Source organism: Sphingomonas sp. BL-S-30 (genome assembly GCF_055521475.1).
Window position 1 is genome coordinate 2,141,174 of the sequence record NZ_CM145481.1, and the last position, 13,370, is coordinate 2,154,543.

The window sequence follows — 13,370 nt, forward strand, 5'->3', positions numbered from 1 at the left end:
ATCGGGTCATGCGCCACGTTGTGACGCCCCCGCGCCACGGTCAAGCGGCGAGGAAGTCCGCTATCTCCTGCCCCAGCTCGGGCTTGGTGACCGCGCTCATATGGCCACCCGGCGTCGTCCGCAAAATGGCATGGGGCAGCGCCGCTGCCAGCTCCGCCGCCGATCCATTGTCATTGTCCTCGTCGCCCGTCAGGACCAGCACCGGCTCCTGGATCGCCACGACATCGGCTTTATCGGTGTTGACGAAGGTATCGATGATCCGGAGCAACGCGACCGGATCGCCCTTGGTCGTCTTCAGGAATGCCTCGGCCAACCATTCCGGCGTGCCGCGCTCATGCTTGCCGAGATTGGTCAGGATATGCCGGAAATGGTCGCCGCGCCGCGCGGTGCCGACCAGACCGGCCAGGCCCATGCCCGACAGGATGACCTTCCCCGGCGTGGCGCCTTTCATCAGCATGCGCACCGTCGTCCGCGCACCGAGCGAATACCCCCCGAGATCGTAATCGGTAAGCCCGAGATGCGCGATCAGCGCAAACTGGTCCTGCGCCAGCACATCGGGCGGATAGCTCGCCGCATCATGCGGCTTGGCGCTCGATCCATGCGCGCGGAGATCGGGCATGATCACCCGGAATCCCCGGGCCGCGATCTTCGCCGCATGGCCGTAACGGATCCAGTTGGTCATGGCGTCCGAGAAAAAGCCATGGATCAGAACGACCGGCCGCCCCTCCCCCATCTCGCGCCACGCGATCCGCGCGCCATCGAAGCTTTCGAAGAAATCCGGTTCAATCGGGGAACTTGCCAATGGCGTCCATCCAGCGTTGCACGAGGCGGTGGTTCTGGTCAGTCCGTTCGGCGGGCAGGCCCGTCGTGTCAAGCCACGCTTCGTGCCAGCTCTCCGCGCCCGAATGCTGGGTGGGCACGAAACCGAACGGATCGTCGAAGCTGCCGACCGTCAGGTCGAGATGGTCGCTGTCATGCGCCTCATAGGTCAGCGGCGTCCCGCACGCCGCGCAAAAACCCCGCACCGCGATTGGTGACGAGGCGTATCGGTCGGGCTCCCGCTCCCAGGTCACGTCCGCCTTCAGCACATATTTGAAGGCGATCGACACGCCGCCGGTCGCGCGCTGGCACATCCGGCAATGGCAGAGATAGGCGTCGCGATTATCGATCGTCGCGCGATACCGCACGCGTCCGCATTGGCATCCGCCAGCCATCTCCTGTCGCATTCTGCCTCCTGCATGTTGCGATGCAAAATAATCGCCCGGACAGGGCTAGGATTATATAAGCATGCTTATTATATGCGCGCCCATGAGTGACTCGGTCGGCTTCATGATTAGCGATGTTTCGCGCCTGATGCGCCGGCGTTTCGACGAGCGCGCGCGCCTGATGGGCGTGACGCGAACTCAATGGCGTACGCTGACCACCCTGAAGCGCCACGAAGGCATCAATCAGGGCGGCATGGCCGATCTGCTCGAAGTCGAGCCGATCACCCTGTCCCGCATGATCGACCGCCTCGAAGAGGCGAATCTGGTCGAGCGCCGGCCCGATCCCGCGGATCGCCGTGCCTGGCAGATCTTCCTGACGCCCAAGGCGCTGCCGATCCTCGATCAGTTGCGCGTCCTGGCCGAGGGCATGATCGAAACCGCGCTCTTCGGCCTCGACACCGCGCAGCGCGACCAATTGATGGCCTCGCTCACCACCATCCGCACCAATCTCAACACCCAGTTCGAAAGCGACGAGGCCAACCATGGCTGATGCAGACCCCAGGATCGACCAGACCAAGGCCGACACGATCGCCATCAATCCGATCGAGGAGGTCACGGCGCCCGCTCCGACCCCCACCCCGGCAAAGCGCCGCAACTGGCTGCGTCCGGTGCTGATGCTCAGCGTGCCGCTGCTGCTCGCCCTGGTCGGCGGCTATTTCTACCTGACCTCGGGCCGCTACGTCTCGACCGACAATGCCTATGTCGAACAGGACATGATCTCGGTCAGCCCCGACGTTACCGGGCGCATCGTCGCGGTGAACGTGAAGGAGAACCAGCCGGTCAAGGCGGGTGACGTGCTGTTCCGCATCGACCCCGAGCCCTTCCGGATCGCGCTCGCCCAGGCCGACGCCGCGCTTGCCAATGCGCGGGTGCAGGTAAACACCATGTCGACCGACATGGGCGGCGCGCAGGCCGATATCGAAAGCGCCCAGGCCGATATCCAGCTCGCCCAGGCGACCTATGACCGTCAGGCAGCGTTGATGAAGCAGGGCTTCACCACCCGTGCCAGCCTCGACGCCGCGCGTCACGGCGTCGCCGCCGCCAAGGCTCAGCTCGCGAAATACCAGGCCGATGCCGCGCATGCCCGCAACCAGCTCGGCAGCGGCACCGCCGCCTCCAGTTCGCCGGTCGCGGTCCAGGCCGCGCTGGCGCAGCGCGCCAAGGCAGCGCTCGATCTCTCCCGTACCGAAGTGCGTGCGCCCAAGGACGGCATCGCCAGCCAGACCGGCCGCCTCCAGGTCGGCAACATCATGCCCAGCGGCGTGCCGGTGGTCAGCATCGTGGTCAGCCAGGCGGCCTGGATCGAGGCGAACTACAAGGAAACCGATCTCAACCATATGGCGGTCGGCCAGCCCGCCGAGATCAAGTTCGACGCCTATCCCGGCCTGAAGGTGCGCGGCCATGTCGCCAGCATCGGCGCGCTTACCGGCTCGCAATCCTCGGTGCTCCCCGCGCAGAACGCGACCGGCAACTGGGTCAAGGTGACTCAGCGCGTGCCGGTGCGCATCGCGATCGAGGGCACGCCGCCGCGCGCCATGATCGCCGGCCTCAGCGCCGACGTCGCCATCGATACAAAGGCTGGCGGCACCAAGTGAGTGATCATCCGCCCGGCAAGGCGATGCTGCCGGTCAGGAACCGCGGGCTCCTGACCGTCGGCGTCATGGGGGCGATGATCATGCAGATCCTCGACACCACCATCGCCAATGTCGCCCTGCCGCACATGCAGACCAGCCTCGGCGCGACCGGCGAGACGGTTACCTGGGTGCTGACCAGCTATATCGTCGCCTCGGCCATCGCGATCCCTGCGACCGGCTGGCTGTCGGACCGGCTCGGCTCGCGCAACCTGTTCCTGTTCGCGGTCGGCGGCTTCATCATTGCCTCGATGCTATGCGGCACCGCGATCAGCCTCGAGGAAATGGTGCTGTTCCGCGTCGCCCAGGGCGTGTTCGCCGCGTTCATCGGCCCGCTCTCGCAGACCGCGATGCTCGACATCAACCCGCCCGAAAATGCCGCCAAGGCCATGTCGGTCTGGGGCATGGGCGTGATGGTCGGCCCGATCATGGGCCCGGTCATCGGCGGCTGGCTGACCGAGAGCTATAACTGGCGCTGGGTCTTCTACGTCAACCTGCCGGTCGGCCTGCTGACCTTCGCCATCCTCTGGTTCCTGCTCCCCTCGCGGCCCAAGGCGAAACGCTCGTTCGACGCGATGGGCTTTGCGATGATCTCGATCGCGGTCGCCTCCTTCCAGCTGATGCTCGACCGCGGCCAGCATGACGACTGGTTCGCCAGCTGGGAGATCATGATCGAGGCCCTGATCGCGGCGGCCGCCCTGTGGATGGCGATCGTCCATCTCGCGACCGCCGACAAACCGCTGTTCGACCGCGCCATCTTCAAGAATCGCAACCTGGTGATGGGCATGATCTTCATGGTCGTCATCGGCATCTCGACCATGGCGCCGATGGCGCTGCTGCCGTCGATGTTGCAGCAATTGTTCGGCTATCCGGTGGTCGATACCGGGCTGATGCTCGCGCCGCGCGGCGTCGGCGTGCTGCTCACCATGTTTCTCGCCGGCCAGATGATGGGCAAGGTCGATACCCGCCTCGTCATCGTCGTCGGGCTGATCATCTTCGCCTATTCGCTCTACCAGATGTCGACCTGGTCGCTGGAAATGGATTTCTGGCCGGTGATCATCAGCGGCTTCGTCCAGGGCCTGGGCATGGGGCTGGTGTTCATGCCGCTGAACTCGCTCGCCTTCGCGACGCTCAGCCATAATTACCGCACCGATGGCGCCAGTCTGCTCAACCTGTTCCGCAATGTCGGCCAGTCGGCCGGCATCTCGATGGTGACGGTGCTGCTCGCCCGCAACATCCAGACCAGCCACTCGGATCTGGCCAGCCACGTCACCGCGCAGACCATCCCGTCGCTCGATCTCAGCGCGGTGGACCGGTTCGGGGCGCTGTCGGACACCGTGTTCGTTTATGCCGATGCGATGATCAACCGCCAGGCGGCAATGATCGCCTATATCGACGATTTCTACCTGATGGCCGGAATCTCGATCGCGGTGCTGCCGCTGGTGTTCTTCCTGAAGAAGCCCAAGGGCAAGGTCGAGGCGGTGCTGGCGGAGTAGCTGGAACTCTCGCGCCAAATCCGAGCTAAAGAAGGCGCGGTTCCGCTCCCCCTCTTCCTTCCCCGGCGAAGGCCGGGGTCCAGTTGGAAAGGTTGATGTAACGGCTCGCAGCGCCAGCCATGATCGTCCCCCGACTAGGCCCCGGCCTCCGCCGGGGAAGAAGGGGGGCGAGGTTAGCGCGACAGGATCGCCACAAACTCCGCCGGTGACGCGCTTTCCTCGAACGCCGGCACATCCGCGGCCAGCACCACCCAGGGCTGCTTGCGCTTCACCCAGATATGCAACTTCGGCTCGAGCCCGTCGCTCGCATCGAGCGTCCCCGCCCGCACAACCGCGATACCGGGGCGTGCGCTGTTGGTGTTCCACAACCGCGTATGGCAGGTCCCGCACAGCCGCTGACGCGATTCCGACCCGCTCGGACTGGTGAAGCGATACTCGACGATCGGCCCGGTCGCGGCGATCGCCTCCTCGCGCACCACGCCCTGTTCAGTGAAGGCGCTGCCCGACCAGGTCTGGCAATCGCGGCAGTGACAGCAATAGACCGGGGGCAGCTGCTCCATGGCCAGCGTGTAGCGACACGCGCCACAGCGGCAGCCGCCCTCGATCACTGGTTCACGCCGCCTTTTGCAGGTGCCGCCGTCCGAGCAGTTCCGCGATCTGCACCGCGTTCAGCGCGGCGCCCTTGCGGAGATTGTCGGACACGCACCACAGAGCGAGACCGTTCTCCACCGTCGGGTCCTCGCGGACGCGGCTGATGAAGGTCGCATATTCGCCGACGCATTCGATCGGGGTGACGTAACCACCGTCCTCGCGCTTGTCGATCAGCATCACACCCGGCGCCTCGCGCAGGATCTTCTGCGCGGTCTCGGCGGAGATTTCGTTCTCGAACTCGATGTTGATCGCTTCCGAATGGCCGACGAACACCGGCACGCGCACGCAGGTCGCATGGACCTTGATCTTCGGGTCGAGGATCTTCTTGGTCTCGACCACCATCTTCCACTCTTCCTTGGTCGATCCGTCGTCCAGGAAGCTGTCGATGTGCGGGATCACGTTGAAGGCGATCTGCTTGGTGAACTTCTTCGGCTCGGCCGGATCGCCGACGAAGATGTTGCGGCTCTGCTCGAACAGCTCGTCCATGCCCGCCTTGCCAGCGCCCGACACCGACTGATAGGTCGCGACGACGACGCGCTTGATCTTCGCGATATCGTGCAGCGGCTTGAGCGCGACGACCATCTGCGCGGTCGAGCAGTTCGGGTTCGCGATGATGTTCTTGCGCGTATAGCCGTTGATCGCCTCGGGATTCACCTCGGGCACGATCAGCGGCACGTCCGGGTCCATCCGGTACAGCGACGAATTATCGATCACGGTGCAGCCGGCCGCGGCGAAGCGCGGGGCGTGGATCTTCGTCGCCTCGGATCCGATCGCGAACAGCGCCATGTCCCACCCGGTCGGGTCGAAATGCTCGATGTTCTGGACCTTGAACTGTTTGCCGGTCTCGCCATAGTCGACCATGTCGCCCGTCGACCGCGACGATGCGACGACGGCGATCTCGTCCGCCGGAAACTCGCGCTCCGCCAGGATGTTGAGCATCTCCCGCCCGACATTCCCGGTCGCGCCTGCGACTACTACCCGATAACCCATGTCCAAACTCCAGTCCGAAGACGAAGCGGTCGCATACGCGCCCCCGACATTTTGTCCAGTACAGGAAATCTATCAGCCCGGGGAAGCAGCGCCTTGCACCTTCCGGAACGGCTGCCGCTCCAGATAGGCGAGGCTGCGCCACGCCCATTCCATTGGCCCCATCGCGAAATAGCGCGTCCAGACATTGGCGATGATCAGCACCAGCAGGATCACCCCGGTCGCGATCGCGGCCATGCCCGCCCAGCCGAAACGGCCCCACAGGTTCAGTCCGTAAGACGAGAACAGGATATGCAGCCCGATGATCTGTTCGAGGAAATAGAGCGAGAAGGCGACCCGGCCCGCCGCCCGGAACGGTCCCAGGATCGTCCGCCCGATCGCCGCCTTGTACAGCAGGTTGATCAGCGCGAGATGCCCCAGCCCCATGGCCAGCCGCGCGAGTTCGCTGGTCGCCCAGATCGTCCTGGGGATCGGCGCGAAGGAAAATGCCTCGCTCACCCCGATGGACCGCGCCGTGACACCCAACCCATAAGCGGCAAGCGCGAGCACGGCATAGAAAAGCCCGCTGCGCTGCCCCTGGATGATCCCCCATTTCCACAAGGCGATCCCGATCAGCATGGCGAAGAATGCTTCGAGCACGGTCATGAACAACAGCCCCTCGCCGATGAAAAAGCGCTGCCAGACAGTCCAGTAGAAGCCATAATAATCCGCCACTCCGGCAGCGTGCGCTTGGCGCTCCCAATCGATCTGCTTCTGAACTTCCGGCGTGACGCGCAATGCATCCTGCGCCTGCCGCCATTCCTTCATCGTTTCGCTATCCTGCGGCGCCGCCTGACCGTTCGCCTGCTTCGCCTCCACCGCATGCACCTTGTCGACCAGTGCCGCGCGCTCGGCATATTGCCCCGCTCCGCCGATCGCCGTGAACAGCGCGAAGCCCAGCCCGAGCGCGACGAGCGTCTTCGGTCCGAGCTTGCGGAAGGGGAACAGGAACATCGCGGCGAGCGCATAGGTCGCCAGAATGTCGCCGGGCCACAGGATGATGAAGATGTCGAACAGCCCGAACGCCAGCAGCCACATCGTCCGGCGGTAATAGAGATCGGCGATCGCGACCGGCCCGTCCGGCTCCATCGCCTTTGCGGTCAGCACCATCATGCCGGCGCCGAACAGGAATTCGAGCAGGCAGCGCTGCGTTCCGTCGAGGAATATCTGCGTGCCCGCCCATACGGCCTGATCGGCCGGCGTCCAGCCGACCAGCCTGACATCGGCGAAGAAGGTCAGGACCGACTGCGCCTGGAACGGGATGTTCATGTAGAAGATCGCGAGGATCGCGATCCCGCGCAGCACGTCGAGAATCTCGATCCGCGCGCGCCCACGCACCGGCGCCAGGTGAACCGTGTCGGTCATGATCGTCTCCCCCCGGGAAGCGCCAAGGCTATGTCACGCCCCGAACAAGGTCAACGAAGGGCGATTCCGGATTTTCACGATAATGCGATGCAAACAAGTCTTCTCGATCGATCGTCATGGACCAATATTGTTCGATATACCGATATTATATCGCAGCCGTTATGAATTCATCGCGAAAATGGTTCGGACTCCCCTTGCAATACAATGGCGGGAGTCAGTTAATGCAACAGGCCGAATAGATTTGATGACGGCGGTCGCGGGAGCACGAGCTCTCCGCGCCATTGGCGAATAATCGCCGTCATCCTCGTTGGCCGGGACGGCGATTCTCCCTTGGTCCCGCCCCGGCCAGCGCAGTGCCGTCTATTTCCCGAGCTTCTCGTCGAGGAAATCGAAGATCGTCGTCCAGACATGCACGTCCTTGCCCGCGCTGTGCGTCTTGCCCGGGTAGAACATCATCTGGAACGGCACATTCTGCGCCTGCATCTTGGCGGCGAACGCGGTCGAATTGTCGAGCACGACATTGTCGTCGGCCATGCCGTGGATCAGCAGCAACGGATCCCTGATCTTCGCCGCATCGTCGATCGCGTCGGACGCAGCATAGGCCTTCGCGTCCCGTTTCGGGTCGCCCATGTAACGCTCGGTATAATGGGTGTCGTACAATTCCCATTTGGTCACTGGTGCGCCCGAAATGCCCGCCGCATAGACGCCCGGGTTCGCCTCGAGCATCTTCAGGGTCATGTAGCCGCCATAGGACCAGCCATAGGTCGCGACCTTCGCCGGATCGATGAATGGCTGAGTCTTGATCCATTTTGCGGCGGTCAGCTGGTCCTCGACTTCGACCGTACCCATCGCGCGATAGATATGGTCCTCGAACGCCTTGCCGCGGTTGTTCGAGCCGCGATTGTCGATGCGGAAATAGACATAGCCGCGGCTGACGACATATTGCGCCAGCGGGCTCTGCCAGGCGCGCGTGACCTGCTGGCCGGTGCCCGGGCCGCCATAATGTTCGAAGAACACCGGATATTTTCGGCCCGGCTCGAGCGCCGGCGTGATCATCTCGTACCAAAGCGTGGTGCCGTCAGCCGCCTTGAAGCTACCGAAGCTCTTGGCCTGGTGGCTCGCGAGATAGGGATAATAGGGATGCCCCGGCACCACCGCATTCTCGTTGACCCAGGCAATGCGCTTGCCCGCCGCATCGGCGAGGAAGGTCTGGGGCGGCTGGGTCGGGTTGGAACGGGTGACGATCAGCCGGCTCGCTGCCTTGTCCATCTTGCCGGCGTTCCACCAGCCCAGCTCGGTCAGGCGGGTGATGTCGTTGGGCCGCGCGATATCCACCGAATAGACATGCTGCTCAAGCGCGCCGTCCTTGTTGCCGGTGAAGAAGATCCGGCCCTTGGCTTCATCCACCCCGTTCAGCGCCTGGACGGTCCATTCGCCCTTGGTCAGCTGAGTCCATTTGCCCCTGGCGAAGCGATAGAGATGGCCATAGCCGTCACGCTCGGAGCGCCAGATCAGGCTGCCGTCCTTCATCGGATGATAGGCGTCCGACAGGTTGATCCAGCTCCGCTCGCCCGATTTCTCGGTGAACAGGATCGTGCTCTTGCCCGTCGCCGGATCGACCTTCAGCATATCGAGCGTTTTCTGGTCGCGGCTCTCGCGCTGGACCAACAGGGTCTGGCCGTCGGGCGTCCAGTCGACCCGGGCGAGATAGATGTCGGGATCATTGCCAAGATCGACCTTCACCTGGCCGGTCCCATCGGCATTCATCACATACAGCTCGACCAGCACATTGGGCGTGCCCGCGGCGGGATAGCGCTGGTTATAAACCCTGGTCCCGTCGGCCCCGATCGCAGCGCGCGTGACAATGCCCACTGGCGCTTCGTCGAACCGCTCGACCGCGATGCGCGCGTCGTTCGGCGACCACCAATAGCCCGTGGTGCGATCCATTTCCTCCTGCGCGACGAATTCCGCCTCGCCCCAGTGCACGGTGCCGGCACCAGTGGTCGTCACCTGCTTCGCAGCACCACCGCCGAGCGGCTGGACGAAAAGATTCTGGTCGCGCACGAAACTGACGAAACCACCCTTCGGGCTGACCACCGGGTTGAGTTCGCCATCGGGCGTGTTGGTCAGGCGCGAGACCTTGCCGTCCAGCGTCGCCAGATACAGATCGCCGTCGAGCGGCACCAGGAGCGACTTGCCGTCGGGCGCCCAGTCATAAGCGACGATGCCACGTGTCCCGCCGATGCGCGCGCGCTCGCGCTGCATCTTCTCGGCTTCGGACAGCTCGGCGCCGCTGCCGACCTTCTTGGAATCGACCAGCATGCGCTCCTTGCCGGTCCTGGTGTCGAGCGCCCACAGGTCGAGCCGGTCCTTGTCGTCGGGCCGCGGCTTGAGCGAGGTGAGCAACGTCCCGTCGGGCGACAGCTTCAGTGCGCGCGGCTGCGCGCCGGCAAGGTCGGGGCTGGAGAACAGGCGTTCGAGCGTCAGCTTCTTCGCCGCCGCATCGGCGGGCGCGGCCGTCACCGGCGCGCCGGGCTCAGCGGCCATGACAGGGGTCGCCAGTGCGGCGAGCATGACGCCCGCCAGCAGCCAGGATTTCGGCATCGATCATCTCCAGTCCCGATAATTCAAAGCCCGGCGGATGCGGGCGCATGCCGTCGCTTATTGCGGGGTGTCGCATTGTCGTAAAGAGGCGCGCTACCAGCGGAAGATCGGGATCGGGTTGAGCGGATGCGCGGCGAGCCCCTGCCCCACCAGCTTCACCAGCCGCCAATGGAAGCCGGCATTGGGAAAGGCCCGTTTGAGCGCGCCGACAAAGGCGAGCGGCAGTCCCCGGCGCATGATCCCCAGCGATACATCAGCGAGATCGGCCTGGCGAAACACCTCGACCAGCGGAAAGCGCGGGTCGCGATAGGGCGTGATCTTGTGGTGCAGGTCGATCATCAGCGCGATCTCCTCCGCCCAGGCTTCCAACCCCTCCCGGACCAGCCAGGCCCGTGCCAGCGCGATCGACGGCGGCAGATAATCCGCCGTCCCCGCCGACCAGATACCGAGATCGTGGAACGCCCCGGCAATGACGATCCGCCGCTTCTGCTCCTCGCTCCAGTCGCCCAGCGCGAAGGCGAAGTTCACCACGCGGCAGACATGGTTGCGATAGCCGGCATAATCGTCGCCGATCGTCTCCCGCCATTCCGACAGGATCGCCTCGAGCAATGGCAGGTCGCGAACCACCGTCGGCATCGCTCTTTCCCCGCGATACGAATAGGCCAAGCCTGGCGCCTAAGGCGAAAGATCGCAACCTATCCCCGTTCGGGCTGAGCTTGTCGAAGCCCTGCTCTTCCTCCCGGGCGGAGAAGAACAGCCCTTCGACAAGCTCAGGGCGAACGGAGGGAAGTAGTTGTACGCCATCTACCCCTTGTTCCGCCGGAAACACCCCGCCGCATGATCGTCAACGATCCCCACTGCCTCCATCCAGGCATAGACGATCACCGGCCCGACGAACTTGAACCCGCGCTTCTTCAACGCGACCGACATCTGCTCCGACAGCGGCGACTTGACCGGTAGATGCACGCCGTCGCCCAGGATCGGCGCGCCGCCCGCCATGCCCCAGACAAATGCGGAGAAATCCTCGCCCGCCTCGCGCATCGCCAGATAGGCCCGGGCATTGCCGATCGTCGCCTCGATCTTGGATCGCGACCGCACGATTCCCGCATCGCCGAGCAACCGCGCGACATCGTCTTCACCGAACCGCGCAACCATCTCGGGATCGAACCCCTGAAACGCCTCGCGAAACGCATCGCGCTTGCGCAGGATCGTGATCCAGGCGAGCCCCGCCTGGAACCCGTCGAGCATCAATTTCTCCCACAGCGCCCGACTGTCACGCTCGGGCACGCCCCATTCCGCGTCATGATAGGCGCGCATCTGCGGGTCGTTGCCGGCCCAGGCGCAACGTTGGAGAGTCACCCCGCCACCTTGCGAAACGGCAGCCGCCGCCCCTCCACGATCGACCGCCACGCCCATTCGACCGGCGCGATGCGGAAATGGCGGACATAGACATTGGCCAGCCACAACAGCCCGATATCGATGACCAGAGCCGTGACCATCATCGCCGCCCACCCTTGCGTGCCGTACAGCGCCAGCGCGAAGGGCGGATAGAGGATCCACAGGCAGATGATCGTCTGCAGCACATAGATCGACAGCGCCGTCCGTCCCGCCGCGACCAGCGGATGCACCAGCCGCGCGCCCATCACGCTCGTCGCCAGCAGGTTGATCAGGCCGACATGGCCGAGCGTCATCGCCTGCCGCGCGATCTCCTGTGTCGCCCAGCTGATGTGCGGCGCATCATCGAAGCGCATGATCTCCTCGGCGCCGAAGATGCGCAGCGATCCGCCGACCAGATAGGCCGCGATCGTCATCCGCCAGTAGAAGCGCCGCGACCGCTCCCCCTGCAAGATGCCCAGCTTGAACAGCGCCGCGCCGATCAGCATCAGGCTCGCCGATTCCCATATCGCGAACAGCTCGCCCGGACCGAACAGGCGCTCGGCGCTCATCCGCACCTGCTCGCTCACCCAGCGCACGGTCGTGCTCGACCGGTCGGCATCTTCCTTGGCGATCTCCGCCTGGCGCTCCGCGCGGTCCTTGGTCCGCTCGGCCTCGCGCTTCTGCGCCTTTGCCAAAGCCGCCTTGTCGTCCTTGCTCAGCACCTTGCCGGCCGCGCTCCGCGCCTTCAGCTCGGTAAGCTCGGCCTGCTGCTGCACGCCGCGATAATAGCCGAAATAGCCGGCACCGCCGAGTTGCGTCACCGCCATGAGCAGGCCGATCGCGATCAGCCAGCGCGGCCCGAGCCTGCGGAACCAGAACACCACCAGCGCGGCCAAACCATAAGTGTGCAGGATGTCCCCGCCCCACAGCAGGATGAACATGTGCACCAGCCCGAACGCCACCAGCACGATGTTGCGCCAATAATAACGCCGCATCACCTGCCAGCGCCCGGCCGCCTCGGCCGCGCGGCTCGTCAGGATCACCATGCCCGCGCCGAACAGCATCTCGAGCAGGCAGCGCGCCGTGCCGTTGGCGAACACCTCGCGCAGCCACCAGGCGACCTGGTCGACCGGCGCCCAGCCGAAATGCCGCACATCGCCCCCGGCGCGGAACGACGCGCCCATGTCGTTGACGTTCATGAACAGGATGCCGAGGATCGCCACCCCGCGCAGGATGTCCAGCACCGCGATACGCGGCGCGCCGTCCGGTTCCTCGACCCTGGCTGTCGTCTGCTCGGTCATCGCCTGGTCCCCAACGGCTGGAAGCCTTTGGGTAGCGCAGGACGGAGTGTGTTGCAATGATAATACACAACATGTCGCTTCATGGCTTGACCCTGTAGCGACTTCAGAGTGCATGGAGGCGATCGCCCACAGATTCGGAGCCCAATCATGGCGATCACTTCCGTGAAACGACTCCACGGCAACGCGGGATCGACGCCGCCAAAGGCTTTGCGATGACAGGGCCGGCGCGAGCCGCTATCCCGGCATCGATGCTCCGTCGTGGATGGCTCCTGCTCTTGTGCCTGCTTACGTCGTCTCTGCTGGCGACCGCGACCCTGTGCGCGCAGGAGGGCTATGCCGCCCCGGAGACCTCCTGCGGCGGAACCGCCCATGTCGACGGCGATGCCGATCAGGTGCCGGCGGACGCCGACCAGCCCTTTCCCCATCATCACGGCACCTGTCACGGGCACAGCCTCGGTGCACCGGTTGCGTCCGCGACGCTCCAGCCGGGCCTGATCGCGCGCGAGGCGCCCGACGCATCCGGCACGTCCCGCGTCGCACGGCGCCTGATCGGTCCAGCCTTCAAGCCGCCCCGCGCCTGATCGACAGCGCGCTCGCGCTTTCGCTCAGGCCCTGAAACTCGGTCGGCGCGGGCTTCCCGCTGCCCCAGGAAAA

General features: G+C 64.8%; 13 protein-coding genes. 4 read left to right on the forward strand and 9 right to left on the reverse strand.

Features of this window, described 5'->3' with window-relative positions; all coding sequences use genetic code 11:
• Window positions 1-40: 40 nt before the first annotated feature.
• Complete coding sequence (locus ACZ1I5_RS09770) at window positions 41-802, reverse strand: alpha/beta fold hydrolase (protein WP_465173494.1); 762 nt, start codon at window positions 800-802, stop codon at window positions 41-43.
• The gene (locus ACZ1I5_RS09775; protein ID WP_465173495.1) at window positions 783-1,226 is read right to left on the reverse strand and encodes a GFA family protein; all 444 of its coding nucleotides are present in this window, start codon (window positions 1,224-1,226) and stop codon (window positions 783-785) included. Before ACZ1I5_RS09775 ends, ACZ1I5_RS09770 begins: the two co-directional genes overlap by 20 nt.
• Before the next feature lie 82 nt (window positions 1,227-1,308).
• On the opposite strand from ACZ1I5_RS09775, the gene ACZ1I5_RS09780 reads away from it, so the two are divergent.
• Genes ACZ1I5_RS09780 through ACZ1I5_RS09790 form a run of 3 tightly spaced genes read left to right on the forward strand, consistent with a single transcriptional unit; the run spans window position 1,309 to window position 4,392 of the window.
• The gene (locus ACZ1I5_RS09780) at window positions 1,309-1,755 is read left to right on the forward strand and encodes a MarR family winged helix-turn-helix transcriptional regulator (protein ID WP_465173496.1); all 447 of its coding nucleotides are present in this window, start codon (window positions 1,309-1,311) and stop codon (window positions 1,753-1,755) included.
• Window positions 1,748-2,860 (forward strand): HlyD family secretion protein, encoded by a 1,113-nt coding sequence (locus ACZ1I5_RS09785; RefSeq protein ID WP_465173497.1) that lies wholly within the window; start codon window positions 1,748-1,750, stop codon window positions 2,858-2,860. The genes ACZ1I5_RS09780 and ACZ1I5_RS09785 overlap by 8 nt, the downstream gene beginning before the upstream one ends.
• Complete coding sequence (locus tag ACZ1I5_RS09790) at window positions 2,857-4,392, forward strand: DHA2 family efflux MFS transporter permease subunit (protein ID WP_465173498.1); 1,536 nt, start codon at window positions 2,857-2,859, stop codon at window positions 4,390-4,392. The genes ACZ1I5_RS09785 and ACZ1I5_RS09790 overlap by 4 nt, the downstream gene beginning before the upstream one ends.
• A gap of 173 nt (window positions 4,393-4,565) precedes the next feature.
• Here the strand turns inward: ACZ1I5_RS09790 and ACZ1I5_RS09795 are convergent, their stop codons facing one another.
• The 7 genes from ACZ1I5_RS09795 to ACZ1I5_RS09825 form a co-directional block, all read right to left on the reverse strand.
• Window positions 4,566-5,000: a GFA family protein gene (locus tag ACZ1I5_RS09795; protein WP_465173499.1), complete on the reverse strand. Its 435-nt coding sequence runs from the start codon at window positions 4,998-5,000 to the stop codon at window positions 4,566-4,568.
• A gap of 4 nt (window positions 5,001-5,004) precedes the next feature.
• Entirely contained in the window at window positions 5,005-6,033 is a 1,029-nt protein-coding gene (locus ACZ1I5_RS09800) for an aspartate-semialdehyde dehydrogenase (protein WP_465173500.1), read from the reverse strand.
• A gap of 72 nt (window positions 6,034-6,105) precedes the next feature.
• Entirely contained in the window at window positions 6,106-7,434 is a 1,329-nt protein-coding gene (locus ACZ1I5_RS09805; protein WP_465173501.1) for a DUF418 domain-containing protein, read from the reverse strand.
• Window positions 7,435-7,794: 360 nt separating this feature from the next.
• Window positions 7,795-10,038, reverse strand: coding sequence for a S9 family peptidase (locus ACZ1I5_RS09810; RefSeq protein WP_465173502.1), 2,244 nt, complete (start codon window positions 10,036-10,038; stop codon window positions 7,795-7,797).
• 93 nt (window positions 10,039-10,131) lie between these two features.
• Window positions 10,132-10,674 (reverse strand): hypothetical protein, encoded by a 543-nt coding sequence (locus ACZ1I5_RS09815; protein ID WP_465173503.1) that lies wholly within the window; start codon window positions 10,672-10,674, stop codon window positions 10,132-10,134.
• Between the two features lie 168 nt (window positions 10,675-10,842).
• Entirely contained in the window at window positions 10,843-11,397 is a 555-nt protein-coding gene (locus ACZ1I5_RS09820; RefSeq protein WP_465173504.1) for a DNA-3-methyladenine glycosylase I, read from the reverse strand.
• On the reverse strand, window positions 11,394-12,716 hold the full coding sequence (locus tag ACZ1I5_RS09825; RefSeq protein ID WP_465173505.1) for a DUF418 domain-containing protein: 1,323 nt from the start codon (window positions 12,714-12,716) through the stop codon (window positions 11,394-11,396). The genes ACZ1I5_RS09820 and ACZ1I5_RS09825 overlap by 4 nt, the downstream gene beginning before the upstream one ends.
• A 248-nt stretch (window positions 12,717-12,964) precedes the next feature.
• On the opposite strand from ACZ1I5_RS09825, the gene ACZ1I5_RS09830 reads away from it, so the two are divergent.
• The gene (locus tag ACZ1I5_RS09830; RefSeq protein WP_465173506.1) at window positions 12,965-13,297 is read left to right on the forward strand and encodes a hypothetical protein; all 333 of its coding nucleotides are present in this window, start codon (window positions 12,965-12,967) and stop codon (window positions 13,295-13,297) included.
• Window positions 13,298-13,370 lie beyond the last annotated feature (73 nt).

What these genes read in the sequence shown, in the direction of transcription:
- ACZ1I5_RS09775 (WP_465173495.1), bottom strand. Translation starts at nt 1,226, where the DNA reads ATGCGACAGGAGATGGCTGGCGGATGCCAATGCGGACGCGTGCGGTAT.
- ACZ1I5_RS09780 (WP_465173496.1), top strand. Translation starts at nt 1,309, where the DNA reads ATGAGTGACTCGGTCGGCTTCATGATTAGCGATGTTTCGCGCCTGATG.
- ACZ1I5_RS09785 (WP_465173497.1), top strand. Translation starts at nt 1,748, where the DNA reads ATGGCTGATGCAGACCCCAGGATCGACCAGACCAAGGCCGACACGATC.
- ACZ1I5_RS09800 (WP_465173500.1), bottom strand. Translation starts at nt 6,033, where the DNA reads ATGGGTTATCGGGTAGTAGTCGCAGGCGCGACCGGGAATGTCGGGCGG.
- ACZ1I5_RS09805 (WP_465173501.1), bottom strand. Translation starts at nt 7,434, where the DNA reads ATGACCGACACGGTTCACCTGGCGCCGGTGCGTGGGCGCGCGCGGATC.
- ACZ1I5_RS09810 (WP_465173502.1), bottom strand. Translation starts at nt 10,038, where the DNA reads ATGCCGAAATCCTGGCTGCTGGCGGGCGTCATGCTCGCCGCACTGGCG.
- ACZ1I5_RS09815 (WP_465173503.1), bottom strand. Translation starts at nt 10,674, where the DNA reads ATGCCGACGGTGGTTCGCGACCTGCCATTGCTCGAGGCGATCCTGTCG.
- ACZ1I5_RS09825 (WP_465173505.1), bottom strand. Translation starts at nt 12,716, where the DNA reads ATGACCGAGCAGACGACAGCCAGGGTCGAGGAACCGGACGGCGCGCCG.
- ACZ1I5_RS09830 (WP_465173506.1), top strand. Translation starts at nt 12,965, where the DNA reads ATGCTCCGTCGTGGATGGCTCCTGCTCTTGTGCCTGCTTACGTCGTCT.